The sequence below is a fragment of the Glycomyces sp. MUSA5-2 genome (genome assembly GCF_037034145.1).
Lineage (GTDB): Bacteria > Actinomycetota > Actinomycetes > Mycobacteriales > Micromonosporaceae > Glycomyces > Glycomyces artemisiae.
This window is the reverse complement of record NZ_JBAGKG010000006.1, coordinates 367,872-381,896: the sequence shown is the minus strand read 5'-3', so window position 1 is coordinate 381,896 and position 14,025 is coordinate 367,872. Positions and strand designations below refer to the sequence as shown.

At 72.8% G+C, this 14,025-nt stretch carries 15 protein-coding genes; 4 read left to right on the top strand and 11 right to left on the bottom strand.

The window, feature by feature from the left end:
- Positions 1-86 precede the first annotated feature (86 nt).
- Entirely contained in the window at positions 87-1,208 is a 1,122-nt protein-coding gene (locus tag WA640_RS20775) for a hypothetical protein (protein ID WP_335990230.1), read from the bottom strand.
- A 204-nt stretch (positions 1,209-1,412) separates the two neighbouring features.
- On the opposite strand from WA640_RS20775, the gene WA640_RS20770 reads away from it, so the two are divergent.
- Entirely contained in the window at positions 1,413-2,270 is an 858-nt protein-coding gene (locus WA640_RS20770; RefSeq protein WP_335990229.1) for a TatD family hydrolase, read from the top strand.
- A gap of 4 nt (positions 2,271-2,274) precedes the next feature.
- On the opposite strand, the gene WA640_RS20765 is transcribed toward WA640_RS20770, so the two are convergent.
- Positions 2,275-3,975 carry a copper resistance CopC/CopD family protein gene (locus tag WA640_RS20765; RefSeq protein ID WP_335990228.1) on the bottom strand — a complete coding sequence of 567 codons (1,701 nt, stop codon included), beginning with the start codon at positions 3,973-3,975 and terminating at the stop codon, positions 2,275-2,277.
- A 69-nt stretch (positions 3,976-4,044) separates the two neighbouring features.
- Between WA640_RS20765 and WA640_RS20760 the strand changes: the two genes are divergently transcribed.
- A complete protein-coding gene (locus WA640_RS20760) occupies positions 4,045-4,785 on the top strand; it encodes a DsbA family protein (RefSeq protein WP_335990226.1) in 741 nt (246 codons plus the stop codon).
- Positions 4,786-5,029: 244 nt separating this feature from the next.
- On the opposite strand, the gene WA640_RS20755 is transcribed toward WA640_RS20760, so the two are convergent.
- Genes WA640_RS20755 through WA640_RS20740 form a run of 4 tightly spaced genes read right to left on the bottom strand, consistent with a single transcriptional unit; the run spans position 5,030 to position 7,605 of the window.
- The gene (locus WA640_RS20755) at positions 5,030-5,782 is read right to left on the bottom strand and encodes an energy-coupling factor ABC transporter ATP-binding protein (protein WP_335990225.1); all 753 of its coding nucleotides are present in this window, start codon (positions 5,780-5,782) and stop codon (positions 5,030-5,032) included.
- Entirely contained in the window at positions 5,779-6,540 is a 762-nt protein-coding gene (gene cbiQ / locus WA640_RS20750; RefSeq protein WP_106366772.1) for a cobalt ECF transporter T component CbiQ, read from the bottom strand. Before cbiQ ends, WA640_RS20755 begins: the two co-directional genes overlap by 4 nt.
- Before the next feature lie 22 nt (positions 6,541-6,562).
- Positions 6,563-6,901, bottom strand: a complete 339-nt coding sequence (locus WA640_RS20745; protein ID WP_106366773.1) for a PDGLE domain-containing protein — start codon at positions 6,899-6,901, stop codon at positions 6,563-6,565.
- The gene (locus WA640_RS20740; RefSeq protein ID WP_335990223.1) at positions 6,901-7,605 is read right to left on the bottom strand and encodes an energy-coupling factor ABC transporter permease; all 705 of its coding nucleotides are present in this window, start codon (positions 7,603-7,605) and stop codon (positions 6,901-6,903) included. The genes WA640_RS20745 and WA640_RS20740 overlap by 1 nt, the downstream gene beginning before the upstream one ends.
- Positions 7,606-7,847: 242 nt before the next feature.
- Here WA640_RS20740 and bcp point away from each other — a divergent pair, with 242 nt between their 5' ends.
- Positions 7,848-8,321, top strand: a complete 474-nt coding sequence (gene bcp, locus WA640_RS20735) for a thioredoxin-dependent thiol peroxidase (protein WP_106366775.1) — start codon at positions 7,848-7,850, stop codon at positions 8,319-8,321.
- Between the two features lie 57 nt (positions 8,322-8,378).
- Here bcp and WA640_RS20730 read toward each other — a convergent pair whose 3' ends face one another.
- The 4 genes from WA640_RS20730 to WA640_RS20715 all read right to left on the bottom strand — a co-directional run bounded on the left by WA640_RS20730 (position 8,379) and on the right by WA640_RS20715 (position 12,399).
- Positions 8,379-9,875: a sensor histidine kinase gene (locus WA640_RS20730; protein WP_335990220.1), complete on the bottom strand. Its 1,497-nt coding sequence runs from the start codon at positions 9,873-9,875 to the stop codon at positions 8,379-8,381.
- Positions 9,872-10,591: a response regulator transcription factor gene (locus WA640_RS20725; RefSeq protein ID WP_442904790.1), complete on the bottom strand. Its 720-nt coding sequence runs from the start codon at positions 10,589-10,591 to the stop codon at positions 9,872-9,874. Before WA640_RS20725 ends, WA640_RS20730 begins: the two co-directional genes overlap by 4 nt.
- A gap of 119 nt (positions 10,592-10,710) precedes the next feature.
- Positions 10,711-10,923, bottom strand: coding sequence for a hypothetical protein (locus tag WA640_RS20720; RefSeq protein WP_335990216.1), 213 nt, complete (start codon positions 10,921-10,923; stop codon positions 10,711-10,713).
- A 69-nt stretch (positions 10,924-10,992) separates the two neighbouring features.
- Entirely contained in the window at positions 10,993-12,399 is a 1,407-nt protein-coding gene (locus WA640_RS20715; protein ID WP_335990214.1) for an aminotransferase-like domain-containing protein, read from the bottom strand.
- On the opposite strand from WA640_RS20715, the gene WA640_RS20710 reads away from it, so the two are divergent.
- A complete protein-coding gene (locus WA640_RS20710) occupies positions 12,398-13,315 on the top strand; it encodes a DMT family transporter (protein ID WP_335990212.1) in 918 nt (305 codons plus the stop codon). The genes WA640_RS20715 and WA640_RS20710 overlap by 2 nt on opposite strands.
- Positions 13,316-13,363: 48 nt before the next feature.
- Here the strand turns inward: WA640_RS20710 and WA640_RS20705 are convergent, their stop codons facing one another.
- Positions 13,364-14,023 (bottom strand): hypothetical protein, encoded by a 660-nt coding sequence (locus WA640_RS20705; RefSeq protein WP_335990210.1) that lies wholly within the window; start codon positions 14,021-14,023, stop codon positions 13,364-13,366.
- Positions 14,024-14,025: the final 2 nt, after the last annotated feature.

Below are 14,025 nucleotides of genomic sequence, written 5' to 3'. Positions count from 1 at the left end.
GCCCGCAGACGCAGCGGCCCCCGGCGAAACCGCCGGGGGCCGCTGCGCGTTCGAGCTTTCAGGCCGCGCCTTTGAGACAGTGCTGCTCACACCGCCGGCGCGAGTTCGGCGCGGCTGACCCACTTCTCGTAGATCCCGCGGCGCACCGCCTCCGCGCCGGTGCGCGAGAGCATGTCGGGGCTGGGCCGCGAGAGCCGGAAGCGGCCCCACTCGTCGTCGGCGTCGACGAGCGTCCCGGCGATGCCGTTCCAGACGACGCGCGTGGCCTCGCGCAGGACCCGCCGCACCTGGTAGGCGCGGCCGATCTCGACGCCGGGGATGTCCACGCGGCGTTCGAGGGTCAGCGGCGTCCACTGCTGCCCCGCGTAGGAGAACAGCGCGGTCTCGACGCCGCTCGCGGTGTACGCGACGAGCTTCGCGCCCTCGGGGAGCGGCAGGTCGGCGAGGTCGGCGGTGACGTGCTCGGGCAGCACGTGCGCGGTGGAGATCGCGAAACCGGTGCCGAGCACGGGCGTGCCGCGGCGGTCGGAGGACGGCATCGCGGTGAGGCCCTCGTAGTCGGGGGCGACCGGCGCCTGGTAGTCCGCGGGGTCGGCGGCGGCCCACCGCAGCGCGAGCGTCCACGGCTCCGAGGACTCGGTCTCGCCGCCGAGCGAGGCCCGGGACGCGGGCGTGCACAGGTGCGCGATGTCCCAGCGGCGGTAGCAGAACCCGCCCGGGACCGCGGCGGTCTCCAGGAGCCGCGCGGCCTGCGCGGCGGTGACGGGCCGCTCCATGACCTCGCCGACCCCGGGCGCCGCGGACTCGCGCACCCGGTCGAGAAGGGCCCGCGCGGCGGGTTCGAGGTGCGGGGTCTGGGTCAGGCGGCGCACGTATTCGAGGTCGACGCCGGGCGCGAGCGGCACGGTGAGGAAGCGCTCGTCGGCGACGGCCGCGGGCACGCCGTCGCGCAGGACCTCCCCGGCGTGGACGACGTGCCGGTACGGGTACTCGCTGCCGTGCCGGTGGTTCGGCAGGAAGTCGGGGCGCGGGAGCGCCGAGAACAGCTCCCAGGCGGCGCCGTCGGCGTAGGGTGCGCCGGGGAACTTCTCGCCCTGCCATTCGACGGTGGTGATCTGGAGCGGCTGGTCCTGGTCGGCCGGGACGGCGGGGCGGCGTTGCTGGAGCGCTGCGGCGCGGTTGCGGCGGGACGCGAGGTCGCGGGTCATGTGCGGCTCGATTCGTCTGCGCGGTGCGACGGCGATGTCGCCTGGTATTCAGAGGCTTATATACGTGTCGGTTCCTCACTGCCGGTGAACCGGCTGTCCGCCAACGTAGGCCGGTCCTGTCAGGCCGGGATGTCCATGAAATGAAGAAGATGTTACGGGCGGCACACGCGAGTGCCCGCGCGCTCGGCGTGGCATGGTTGTCACGTGTACCGATCCGAGCCCGCGCCGCTCCCCGAGCCGCTCCCGTTCCCCATCGCCGACAGCCACACCCACTTCGACCTGGTCGACGTGTTCGGGTCCGAGGAGGAGCTCCCGACGCCCGCGCCGGACGCGCCCGAGGTGCTCGCGCGCCTCGCCGAGGCGGAGGCCGCGGGGGTCGCCCGGGTCGTGCAGGTCGGCACCGACGTCGCGTCCTCGGGATGGGCCGCGGCCCTCGCGGACGCCGACGCGCGCGTGCTCGCCGCCGCCGCGCTGCACCCGAACGAGGCGCCGCGCCTCGCCGACCTCGACGCGGCGTTGAGCGCGATCGACGAGCTGGCGGCGCTGCCGCGCGTCGCGGCCCTCGGCGAGACCGGGCTCGACTACTTCCGCACCGACGAGGCCGGGCGGGCCGCGCAGCAGCGGTCGTTCCGCGCGCACATCGAGATCGCGAAGCGCCGCGGCAAGACCCTCGTCATCCACGACCGGGACGCCCACGAGGACGTCCTGTCGATCCTCGACGCCGAGGGCGCGCCCGACCGCGTGGTCCTGCACTGCTTCTCCGGGGACTTCGCGTTCGCGAAGGAGTGCGCGCGGCGCGGGTTCTACATGAGCTTCGCCGGGAACGTGACGTTCAAGAACGCCCAGAACCTCCGCGACGCCGCGTCCGTGGCCCCCGCGGAGCTGGTGCTCGTGGAGACCGACGCGCCGTTCATGGCCCCGATCCCGGTGCGCGGCTACCGGAACCACCCGGCGCTGGTGAACTACACGGCCCGGTTCCTCGCCGAGTACCTGGAGCGGGACCTCGAAGCGTGGTGCGAGCGGCTGTGGCGGAACACCGAGGCCGCGTTCGGCGACTGGTGAGCCGCTAGGACACGTCGATCTCGGCGTCGGCGGTGGCCGTGTTGCCTGCGGCGTCGGTGAGCGTGAACGTGAAGACCCACCGGCCCGCCTCGCCGAGGTTCGCCTCGCCCGCGAGGATGCCGGTGCGCAGCTCGATGAGCCGGAGCTCTTGGGGCGCTTCGCCTTCGAGCCCGTAGACGGCCTCCCATTCGACGGCCTCGAACGCGGCGCCTTCGAGGTCGTCGGCGAGGATGCGGACGCTGTTCGCGCCGGGCCTGCCCGGTTCGAGGACGACCTGCGCGGTGAACGCCTCGGTCGTCACGAGCGTCGCCGTCTCCGTCGAGGCCGACTCGGTGGTCTCGGCCTCCAGGAGCGCGGTCTTCGCGGGGACGGCCTGCACGAGCACCGCGACGGCGCCGAGGACCACCGCGAGGAACACGGTCTCGACGCCGGCCATGAGCCGCAGCCGCGCGCGGCCTTCCCTGCCGCGCAGCATGGCCCGCCTGGTGAGCAGGCCGATGGCGACGGTGACGATGAGGATCCCGGACTTGAGGAGCACGAGCTTCCCGTACTGGGTCTGCGTGAGCGCGTCGATCGAGTCGATGTGGAGGAGCGACGACGCGATCCCGGCGACGATGAGGTTCGCGATGAGCCACGGCACGAGCGCGAGCCAGGTCGCGGCGGTCCGGTCGGGGATCTCGGTGTCCCCCCGCAGCGCCAGGATCAGCAGTGCGAACACGCCGCCGCCCCACGCCAGCGCGGTCGTCAGGTGGACCCAGTCGGCGATGAACGCCACGGCCACGGGGTCGGAGGCCATGGGGTGCCCGGCGAGCGGCCAGGTGGCGCCGAGGGCGAGGCCGACGGCGGCGAGGCCCGCGATGACGGGCTTTCCCGGCTGCTCCTCGGCGGTGACGAACACGCGCATGAGCGGCAGGGCGAGCAGCACCAGGAGGAGTCTGAGCAGGGCCGAGAGCCCGATGTTGGACTGCATGACGGACTGGAGCCCGACCGCGTCGAGGTCGGACACGCCGGTGCCGTTCTCGTACGCGGCTTGGAGCGGCAGGCCGAGGACGGCGGTCATGGCGACGACGGCGAGGCCGAGGGCGACGAGCTTCGCGGCGGCCTCGCGGGGGCGGGCGCCGGTGGCGAGGAGGATCCCGGCGCCGAGCGCGAGCGCGAGGGCGGCGTAGCCGAACCAGCGGTTGCCATACAGGAGCGCCTGGACGAGCGGGTCGGTCCCGGCGGCGGTGAGCGCTTCGGCGCTCGGGGCCTCGGTCTCGGCGCCGACGGAGTACGTGAACGTGCCGGAGACGGGGTGGCCGTCGTCGGAGACGACGCGGTATCCGACCAGGTAGGTGCCCTCCTGGTCGGCGTCGACGGTGATCGTGACCTGGGTGCCGTCGTCGCTGCGGACCACTTCGGTGTCTGCTCGGTCACCATCGGGAGCCACGACGCCGGTGCCCGCGTCTACGGGGGTGACTGGCTCGTTGAACTCGACGACGACTTCGCTCGGGGCCTCGTCCAGGACCGCCCCGGACACCGGGGTGGTCTTCGTGGCCGCGGCGTGCGCCGAGGCCGCGGAGGCCCACAGGACCCCGATGAGGACCGCCGCGAGCGACGACCAGGCGAGGCGGACGGCGTGCCGCCGCGCGGCGGCCGCACCGTGCCAGGGGGTGCGGCGTTTCCGGGCGGGGGGACGTTGTCGGGTGGTCAGACGGCTGTGCATCGCCGCTGAGCGTACTCGAAACCGCTTCGTGAATCGAGTGTTGGACCTGAGAAAGGCTGAGCGAGGCACATGGGCAGTTCGGAGCGGAAGAACGAGCGCAGGAAGGCCGCGGAGGCCCTGCGGAAGCAGCAGGCCGCGGAGGCGCGGCGGCGCAAGATCCTCCTGTGGGTCTCGGTGGGCGCCGCGGTGGTGCTCATCGGCGGGCTCCTGGGCGTGGGGATCTGGTACAACAGCCGCGGCGACGACTACGAGGTGAACGAGCCGACCGCGGCGGTCAGCGACTCGTACGGGGTGACGCTCGGCTCCGGGCCGGTCGAGATCGACCTGTTCATCGACTACATGTGCCCGGCGTGCAACCAGTTCGAGTCCGCGTACTCGGAGAACCTCCAGTCGTGGCTCGACGACGGCTCGGTCACGATCAACTACCACCCGATCACGATCCTCGACCGGCTCTCGTCGGGCACCGAGTACTCGACGCGCGCGGCCTCGGCCGCGGTGTGCGCCGCCGACGTCGGTGAGCAGCAGTTCCTCGACTACACGCTGGCGCTGTACCAGAACCAGCCCGCGGAGAACTCGACCGGCTTGTCGGACGACGAGCTGATAGCGATCGGCACCGACGACGTGGGCCTCGACGCCTCCTGGCAGACCTGCGTCGAGAACGGCACCTACAAGGGCTGGGTCCAGGACGGCACCGCGTGGGCCACCGGCGACGGCGGCGTCACCGGCACCCCGACCGCCAAGGTCAACGGCGAGGTCGTCGAGAACGCCTCCTTCGCCGACGAGGTCCAGGCCGCGATCGACGCCGCCTGACTCGACCGGAACCCGGTGGGGCGCAGCCGTTCGGCTGCGCCCCACCGGCGTTCATGCGGAAGTTTCCGGGCAGGGGCAGAGCCGGGCGCGGCCGGTCGGAGTCGCCCCCGATTCAAGGGTGCCCGGCGGGTACGACATCGGTTGGGCGGCCGAATTTCGGGCAGGGGTAGAGCCGGGCGCGGCCGTTCCGAGCCGCCCCCGGATCGATAGTGCTCCCGGGGTACGACATCGATCCGCAGGTGAGTCAGCCTCGCAGGGCGGCGAGGGCGGTCTCCAGGGAGAAGCCGAACGGGAGCTCCAGGCGGTGGCGTTCCAGGAGTTCGGCGTCGGCGAGGAGTTCGGCGATCGGGGCGTCCGCTGCGACCCGGCCCGCGTCGAGGATGACGGCGCGGCCGCAGAGTTGGAGCGCGTACGGCAGGTCGTGGGTGACGAGCAGCAGCGTCGGGGCGGTGCGGTGGAGGATCGCCGCGAGGTCGCGGCGGCTGGCCGGGTCGAGGTTCGCGGAGGGCTCGTCGCACACCACGATGTCCGGGCGCATGGCGAGCACCCCGGCGAGGGCCGCGCGGCGCTGCTGGCCCACCGACAGGTGGTGCGGCGGGCGGTCGGCGAGGTCCGCGAGGTCCACGGCGGCGAGCGCGGCGGCGACGCGCTCGGCGAGTTCCGCGCCCCGCAGCCCGAGGTTCGCGGGGCCGAACCCGACGTCGTCGGCGACCGTGGGCATGAACAGCTGGTCGTCGGGACTCTGGAAGACGATGCCGACGCGGCGGCGGATGTCGGCGAGCGTCTTCTTCTCCACTCTGACACCGCCCACCGACACTTCCCCCTCGGTCGCGGTCAGCAGCCCCGCGAGGTGCAGCATGAGCGTGGTCTTCCCGGCGCCGTTCGGGCCGAGGATCGCGACGCGCTCGCCTTCCTCCACCACGAGGTCGACGCCGTCGAGGGCCCGGTGCCCGTCCGGGTAGGCGTGGCCGAGTCCGCGGATGTCCAAGGCGCTCATGCGTTCACCGCCGTCCAGGCCGCGACCGCGGCGGCGACCGCGGGCGCGGTCATCGCGGCCGTCCACTGCAATGCGCTCGCGGGTGCGGGCCCGACTTCGAGCGGGAGGCGTCCGGTGTAGCCGCGGGCGGCCATGGACTGCCAGACGCGTTCGCCGCGTTCGAAGGACCGGATGAAGACCGTGCCGAGGCTGCGCGCGAGCGCCCCGGCCTGCCACAGGAACCGGGGGTCGTCGCAGCGGGCGAGCCGCGCCAGCCGCATCTGCGTCACCTCGGCCACGGTCAAGTGCGCGTAGCGGATCGCGAACGCGGTGATCTGGAGGAGGATCTCGGGGCAGCGCAGCCGCGACAGCCCGGCGAGGACCCCGGCGACCGGCGTGGTCGCGGCGAGCAGCAGCGCGGCCCACACGCCGAGCGTGGCCTTCGCGAGGAGGTTCCACCCGGCCCACAGGCCCGGTTCGGAGACCTGGAGGAACCAGACGTGGACGGCGGGGCCTTCGACCATGAACGGGAACGCCAGCGCGAGCACCAGGAACGGCGACTCGACCAGGCTCCTCGTGAAGACCCAGCCCGCGGGGATGCGCGCGAGCGCGAACAGCCCGGCCAGGATCAGCGCGTGGACGCCGAAGGCCCACACGGCTTCCCGCGGGGTCGCGGCGATGGCGCAGGTGAAGGCGACGAGCGCGACGATCTTCACCTGCGGCCGGAGCCGGTGGAGCGGGGAGTCGCCGGGCCGGTGGAGGCCGTCGACGGCGCTCACCGGCGGCCCTCCGCGCGGGCGGTCACGCGCGGTCCTCGGCGGGCTTCTTCCCGCGGGCGAGGAGCCAGAACAGGCCGGTGGCGACGCCCAGCGTGAGGAGCACCCCGAGGATCCCGGCGAGCGACGCGCCGAGGATCTCGTTGTCCAGGAACGACATCCCGTAGTCGGCGAAGGCCCCGCCGATCTCGTGCTCCCCCGCGGACTGGAGCACGCACGTGCCGCCCGTGATCTCGCCCTCCGACGTGTCGCAGCCGGTGAGGAGCACCGATTCGAGGCCGTCGGGCGAGGCGGAGGCGAACAGGGACACGAACCCGGCGAGGACGAGCGTGACGATCGTGCCGGCGATGAGGAGCTTCTTCATCAGGAGGCCTCCTTGACCGCGGGGGCGGGCTGGGCGAGCGGGGTGCCGCGGAGGGCGTGGACGAGGTCGGGGCGGGCGACCGCGACGGCGGTGACGGCCCCGGCGGTGATGACGCCTTCGCCGATGCCGACGAGCACGTGGGTGCCGAGGATCGCCCCGGCGATGGCGCCGAACGACTGCCCGACGGGCTCGCCGCCGATCCAGAACTGGAGCACGAATCCGGCCGAGGCGGCGACGACGCTGACGATCGACGCCGCGAAGACCGCGGCGCCGAGGCCCCAGCGGGTGCGCGGGAGGACCTTGAGCGCCAAGGCGATCACGCCGTAGGCGGTGAACGTGGCGATGAGGGCCATGTTGGCGACGTTCAGGCCGAGGGCGGTGACGGCGCCGTCGGCGAACAGGAGCGCCTGGATGACGATGACGACGGTGACGCACAGGGCCCCGAGCCAGGGCCCGAGGAGCGCGGCGGCGAGCGCGCCGCCGAGGAGGTGCCCGGAGACGCCCGCGGCGATCGGGAAGTTGAGCATCTGCGCGGCGAAGATGAACGCGGTGGCGAGCCCGGCGAGCGGCACGAGGCGCTCGTCGAGTCCCCTACGGGCGGCCACGGTGCACCAGGCGACCGCGATGGCGGCTATGAGGGCGGTGACGAGCGACGTGGGCCCGTCGATGACGTCGGTCGGGATGTGCAGCGCGAGGTCTTCCACGGGCAGCGCGCCTTTCAGTATGTGTCCGGGGGGATTTGTGGCGGCCGCCCTGCCGGCTGCAAGGCGCCCACGCTGGAATCAACAACCCACGTGAGGCTATTGCAATTATTTTGCAATAGTGGAGCCGGGCGCGTCAACCCGGTCGCACATATCGGGACGCGTCGCGGGGCGCTTCGATCGGACAGCGAGCGTCAAGCGTGCTCCCAGGCGATTGTCAGGGACGGAAGGTAGGGTTGCGACCTGTGAACGTACGACTTCAGCCCGGTGAGACGGCACCGGATTTCACGCTCGCCACGGACACCGGCGACACGATGACCCTGTCGAGCCTTCAGGGCCGCAAGGTGATCCTCTACGCGTACCCGCGGGCGATGACCCCGGGCTGCACGAAGGAGGCCTGCGACTTCCGCGACAGCCTCGCGAGCCTCCAGGCCGCGGGTTTCGCGGTCGTCGGGATCTCCCCCGACGAACCCGAGGAGCTCGCGAAGTTCGTCGAGCGCGACGGCCTGACCTTCCCGCTGCTGTCCGACCCCGAGCACAAGGTGCTCGAAGCGTACGGCGCCTGGGGCGAGAAGAAGAACTACGGCCGCACGATCACGGGCGTCATCCGCTCCACCTTCGTCATCGACGAGGCGGGCGAGATCGAGTCGGCCCAGTACAACGTGAAGGCCACCGGCCACGTCGCGCGCCTGAAGAAGCAGCTGGGCCTGGACGACTAGAGCCCGGGCGACCGGGGCCAGGGCCACTAGGGGCCCCGGCGATCGCGACCCGGGCGGCTAGGCGCGCGCGCCGTCGGCGGGGAGCAGCACTCGGAACGTGGCGCCCCCGCCGGGCGTCTCGGAGAGCCGCACGCACCCGCCGTGGCCCGTGACGATGGCCGCGACGATCGACAGTCCGAGCCCTGAGCCGCCCTCGCCGCCGCGCACCCGTCCCGGGTCGGCGCGGTAGAGCCGCTCGAACACGGCTTCGGCGTGCTCGGGGGCGACCCCGGGCCCGGTGTCGGCGACTTCGACGACCGCCGCGGGCAGCGCGGGCAGCTCGCCGATCTGCGCGAGGCAGCGCGGTCCGGGGCTGCGGCTCCAGCCGATGCGCACGGCGATGCGCGCGTCCGCGGGCGTGTACCGCAGCGCGTTGGCGACGAGGTTGGTGAGGACCTGCCGCAGGCGCGGCTCGTCGCCCTTGATGTCCACCGCGTCGAGGAACTCCTCCGAGCCGCCCGTCAACGCCTCCAAGGCGATGAAGCGCCCGGGCGCGCGGATGTGGGCGTCCCCGACGACGTCGGCGGCGACGCCGAGGAGGTCCACGGGGCCGCGCTGGAGGGGCCGCTGCCGGTCGAGCGCGGCGAGGAGCATGAGGTCGTCGAGGAGGAGCCCCATGCGCTGGGACTCGGCCTCGATGCGGCCGATCGTGTCGTCCATGACGGGCCCGGGCGGGACGCCCCCGCGCCGGTACAGCTGCGCGAACCCCTTGATCGAGGTCAGGGGCGTGCGCAGCTCGTGGGACGCGTCGGCGAGGAACTGGCGCAGGCGCGCTTCGGAGGCGGCGCTGTCGTCGAGGGCCGTCTGGAGTCTCCCGAGCATCGTGTTCAGGGCCTGGCCGAGGCGGCCGGTCTCGGTGTGCGGGTCGGTGTCGGTGACGCGTTCGTTCATGCGGCCGTTCGCGATCGCGGCAGCCGTGGCTTCCATCCGGTCGAGGGGGCGCAGGCCGATCCGCGCGACCCAGAAGGCGCTGACGGCGAGCACGAGGAGGATCGCGAGGACCGTGCCGCCGCCGATGAGCAGCAGCGATTCCGTTGCGGCGCCGATGTACTCGGAGGACAGCGCGAACACGACGTACCCGTCGGCGTCCTTCGCCTCTTCCACGAGGATCCGCCAGGAGTTCCCGTCGGCGTCGTCGACGGTGGCGGTCTCGCCGACCCGCCCAGCCAGGTCGCCGATGCCGGTGAGCTCGGGGGCGTCGTCGCCGACCGTGTGGTCCAGTTCCCCGTCGGCGCCGTAGAGGTAGATGCGCGGGGTGTCCGGGAGCCCGGCCTGCGGCGACGGCGGCTCGAAGTCGCCGTCCTCGGCGAACGCCTGGTCGTCGCGGTGGCTGTCGCCGCGGGCCATGTCCGCGGCGGTGGTCAGCTGCGAGTCGATGCGCTCGGTGAGCACGTTCTGGAGGAGCGCGGTCGCGATGAGGATCGCGGCGGCCAGCGCGAGCGCGCACAGCGTCACGATCGTGAACGCCATGCGGGAGCGGACGGTCCAGTGCCGCCAGCGCCGCGGGCGGATCATCTGCGGGGCTGCCTGAGGGCGTAGCCGAAGCCGCGGACGGTCTGGATGAGCGGGGGCTCGACGACGTCGATCTTCTTGCGCAGGTAGTAGACGTAGGACTCGACGATGCGGCCGTTGCCGCCGAAGTCGTAGTTCCAGACGCGGTCGAGGATCTGCGATTTGGAGACCACCTTGCCCGCGTTGACCATGAGGTAGCGCAGGAGCTTGAACTCGGTGGGCGACAGCTCGATCGGGTTCCCGGCGCGGCGGACCTCGTGCACGGTCTCGTCGAGTTCGAGGTCGGCGTAGCGCAGCACGCGGTCCTCGGCGGGCGCGGGCGCTTTGGCCCGGCGCAGGATCGCGTGGATGCGGAGGACGACCTCTTCGAGGTCGAAGGGCTTGGTGACGTAGTCGTCGCCGCCGACGGTGAGTCCGGTGACGCGGTCGCGGACGGCGTCGCGGGCGGTGAGGAACAGGACGGGGAGGTCGCGCTCGGCGCGCAGGCGCTTGGCGACCTCGAAGCCGTCCATGTCGGGGAGCATGACGTCGAGGATCACGAGGTCGGGCTCGAACTCGGCGGCGGCGCGGAGCGCCCCGGCGGCGTCGCGGGCGACTTCGACCTCGAATCCGGTGAGCCGGAGGGTCGCCGACAGGAGCGCGGCGATGTTCTCCTCGTCGTCCACGACGAGGACGCGGTCCTTGCGTTCAGGCGCTTCGCTCACTCCAGGCTCCTTCATTCCAGTGCCCTGAATGCCTATCGCCGCAGGCCGCGCCCTTCCTGTGAGCAACCTCAAAGAACTGTAAGAATCGCCTCGCCGAACGCCGGAGCACCACCGCGGCGCACCCCCACCGGCCCTCAGAGACGGCTCAGCATCCGCCTGGGCCCCATGGCCTCGTCGATCTCCCGCAGCCGCCGCACGGCGTCGCCGCTCCCCTGCCGCAGCACCCGCTCGCGGGCGCGCCGGTACGTGTCGAGCAGCGCGGCCTGCTCCTCCAACGGCAGCAACCCGGACCGCTCCACGGCCAGCGCCAGAGCCGCCACCCGGTCCACCTCATCGACAGCACTCATGCCTCGAATCTCCGCGATGGAGTCGTCCGCTCGGTGGCGGCAAGGTGAACGGCGGCGCACCGGGCGGCCTCAATCGCTGCCGAGGGCCCTGCCGATGATGCGGGCGGCGTCGGGGAAGGCGGCGGGGTTGGGGCCGGAGTAGTTGAGGCGCAGGTAGGCGCCGGTGGGTTCGGCGGGGAACCATTCGTCGCCGGGGACGACGAGGACGCCGGCGGCCTCGCAGGCGCGGGCGAGCGCGGGGAGGTCGGTGCCGTCGGGGAGGCGGGCCCAGAGGTTCAGGCCCCCTTGGGGAATCGCTTCGAGATGAACTTGCGGCGCGTGGTCGGCGAGGCTCGCGACCATGAGGTCGCGGCGGGCGGCGAGCTGGTGCCTGAGCCCCTTGAGGTGGGTGCGCCAGCCGGGCTGGGTGACGACGTCGGCGGCGACGGCCTGGAGGAGGCCGCTGACGTACATGGACTCGACCTGCGCGTCGGCGAGGATGCGGTCGCGGGCGGGGCCGCGGGCGATGATGGCGGCGACGCGGACGGCCGTGGAGGTGCTCTTGGTGAGGGACCGGACGTAGACGACATGGCCGGTGTCGTCGCGGGCGGCGACGGGCCGCGGGTCGGCGGTGATGCCGAACTCGTGGGCCCAGTCGTCCTCGATGAGGAACGCTCCGCGGCCGCGCACGACGTCGAGGACGCGTTCGGTGAGCCGGTCGGTCCAGCGGGCGCCGGTGGGGTTGGCGAAGTTCGGCTGGGCGTAGAACGCGCGGGCGCCGGTGCGGTCGAAGGCCTCGTCGAGGAGGTCGGGGTCGGGCCCGTCGGGCCCGGTCGGTATCGGGACGAGGTCGACATGTTCCCTTGCGGCGGCGACGATCGCGCCCCAGAACGTGGGCGATTCGACCAGCAGCGGGCGGCCAGGGCCGACGAGGACGCGGAACAGGGAGCTGAGGCCGGTCTGGCTGCCGGGGATGACGATGACGTCGCCGGGCGTGGGCGGCGCTACTCCGGCGGGGGCGGTCTCGCCGAGTTCGGCGGCGAACCAGTGCTGGAGTTCGGGCAGGCCCGCGGCGGGCGGTCGGCTCATGGCGGCGTCGCCGCGGGCGGCGCGGGTGAACGCGGCGCGGACGAGCCGTTCGGGGAGCAGTTCGCGGTCGGGGTAGCCGGAGTGGAGGGCGATGACGTCGTTCCCGGCGGTCTTGAGCGCGGTCGGCAGGCGCGGGACGCGGGCGGGCGGGGCGCCGAGTGCCGCTGTCTGCCAGCGGTAGTCGCTGGGCCTGGCGGTGCGGACGGCGCGCACGAACGTGCCGACGCCGGGCCTGCGCTCCAGGAGCCCTTCGGCGTCGAGGGCCCGGAGGGCCTGCTGGACGGTGACGGGGCTGGCCGCGAATTCGGCGACGAGGTCGCGGGTGGAGGGCAGGCGGGTGCCGGGGGCGGCGCCGGCGATGCGTTCGCGCAGTGCCGCGGCGATCCTCGCACTGCTATCGTTGACCATGAGAGACAACAGTAGCGCTACTGTCCTGGCGGCGCCACCGCTATCGCGGACCCGGGCGGGCCTGTGGTGGGGCCTGCTCGGCGTCGTGGCGTTCTCGTTCACCCTGCCGCTCACGCGGATCGCCGTCGACGGCATGCCCGCCCTGTTCATCGGTGCCGGCCGCGCGGCCATCGCCGCAGTGCTCGCGGCGGTCGCGCTGACCGCGACCCGCCAGCGGCTCCCGACCCGCAGCCAGTGGCGGCGCCTTCTGCTCGTCGCCGCGGGCGTGGTCGCCGGGTTCGGGCTGCTCACCTCGTTCGCGCTGGAGCACACGTCGGCGAGCCACGGCGCGGTCGTCGTCGCGCTCCTGCCCGCCGCCACGGCCGCGATGACGGTGCTGCGCACGCGGGAGCATCCGCCGCGGCGCTTCTGGATCGCGGCCGGTGCGGGCGCGGTCGCGGCGGTCGCGTTCGCCGCCTTGGGGAACGGCGGCCTCGGCTCCCTCGGCTGGCCCGACCTGCTCCTGTTCGCCGCGGTCGCCGCCGCGGCGGTGGGCTACACCGAAGGCGGCCTGCTCGCGCGGGAACTCGGTGCGTGGCAGACGATCTCGTGGGCGCTCGTCCTCGGCTCCCCCGTGATGGCGGCCGCAACTGCCTATGCGCTCGTCGACCAGCCGCTCTCGGCCACTTCCGTCCAGTGGGGAGCGTTCGCGTACCTCTCGGCGGTGAGCATGTTCCTCGGCTTCTTCGCCTGGTACCGCGGCCTCGCCCTGGGCCCCATGGCGCAGGTGAGCCAGGTCCAGCTCGTGCAGCCCGTCATGACCATCGCCTGGTCCGCGCTCCTCCTCGGCGAACCGCTCGGCCTCCCCACGCTCCTCGGCGGCCTCGCCGTCGTCGCCTGCGCGGCCCTCGCCGTCAGATCCCGCCTGCCGCAATGAAAACGGCCCCCGCCGGGGAGGCGGCGGGGGCCGTGGTCTGCGGTGCTCCTAGTCGTTTTCGAGCGCGTGCCAGACCGGCTCGGTGTCGAGGTCGAGCACGAACGCGACGAGCTGGTCGGGGGTCACGTCAGTCTCACCTTCGAAGGCGCCGAACCAGGCCCAGCTCACCGAGCCGTCCTCGTGGAACACGGCGGCTTCGACGTAGGTGCCGTCGGTCGTGTAGGCGACCACGTCGCCGTCCTCGGTCTCGCTGGTCTCGCACGCGGTGTCCGCCGCGGTGCAGCGGAGGAGGTAGTGCGCGTCGTACTCCTCGCCGCCGGTCGAGTCCTGGATGCCCGGCGTGATCCCGCCGGGCAGGTAGATTCCGGCCTCAAGCCCGTCGTTCCCCGAGTCGCCCCAGAAGTCGACCTTGAACTTGCGCTGCACCGGGGTCTCGTTCACCCCGTCGATGTAGTAGTTCTGGAGCCGCGTGGCCTCCAGACCCGCTTCACTGCCCCAATCGGCGAAGTGCTCCGCGAGCGCCTCGTCGACGTCGGCCTGGAATTCGGCGGTGTACTCGTCCTGGACGAAGTCCCATTTCTCGGAGTACTCCCATCCCTCCTCGGGGATCTCGGTGTCCTGCGCGGAAGCGGCGGTCGCCGGAACGAGCACCGCGGCGGCCGCGAGTGCGGCGAAGGCGGTGCGCTTGGCGGTCTTGGCAACGTACATGA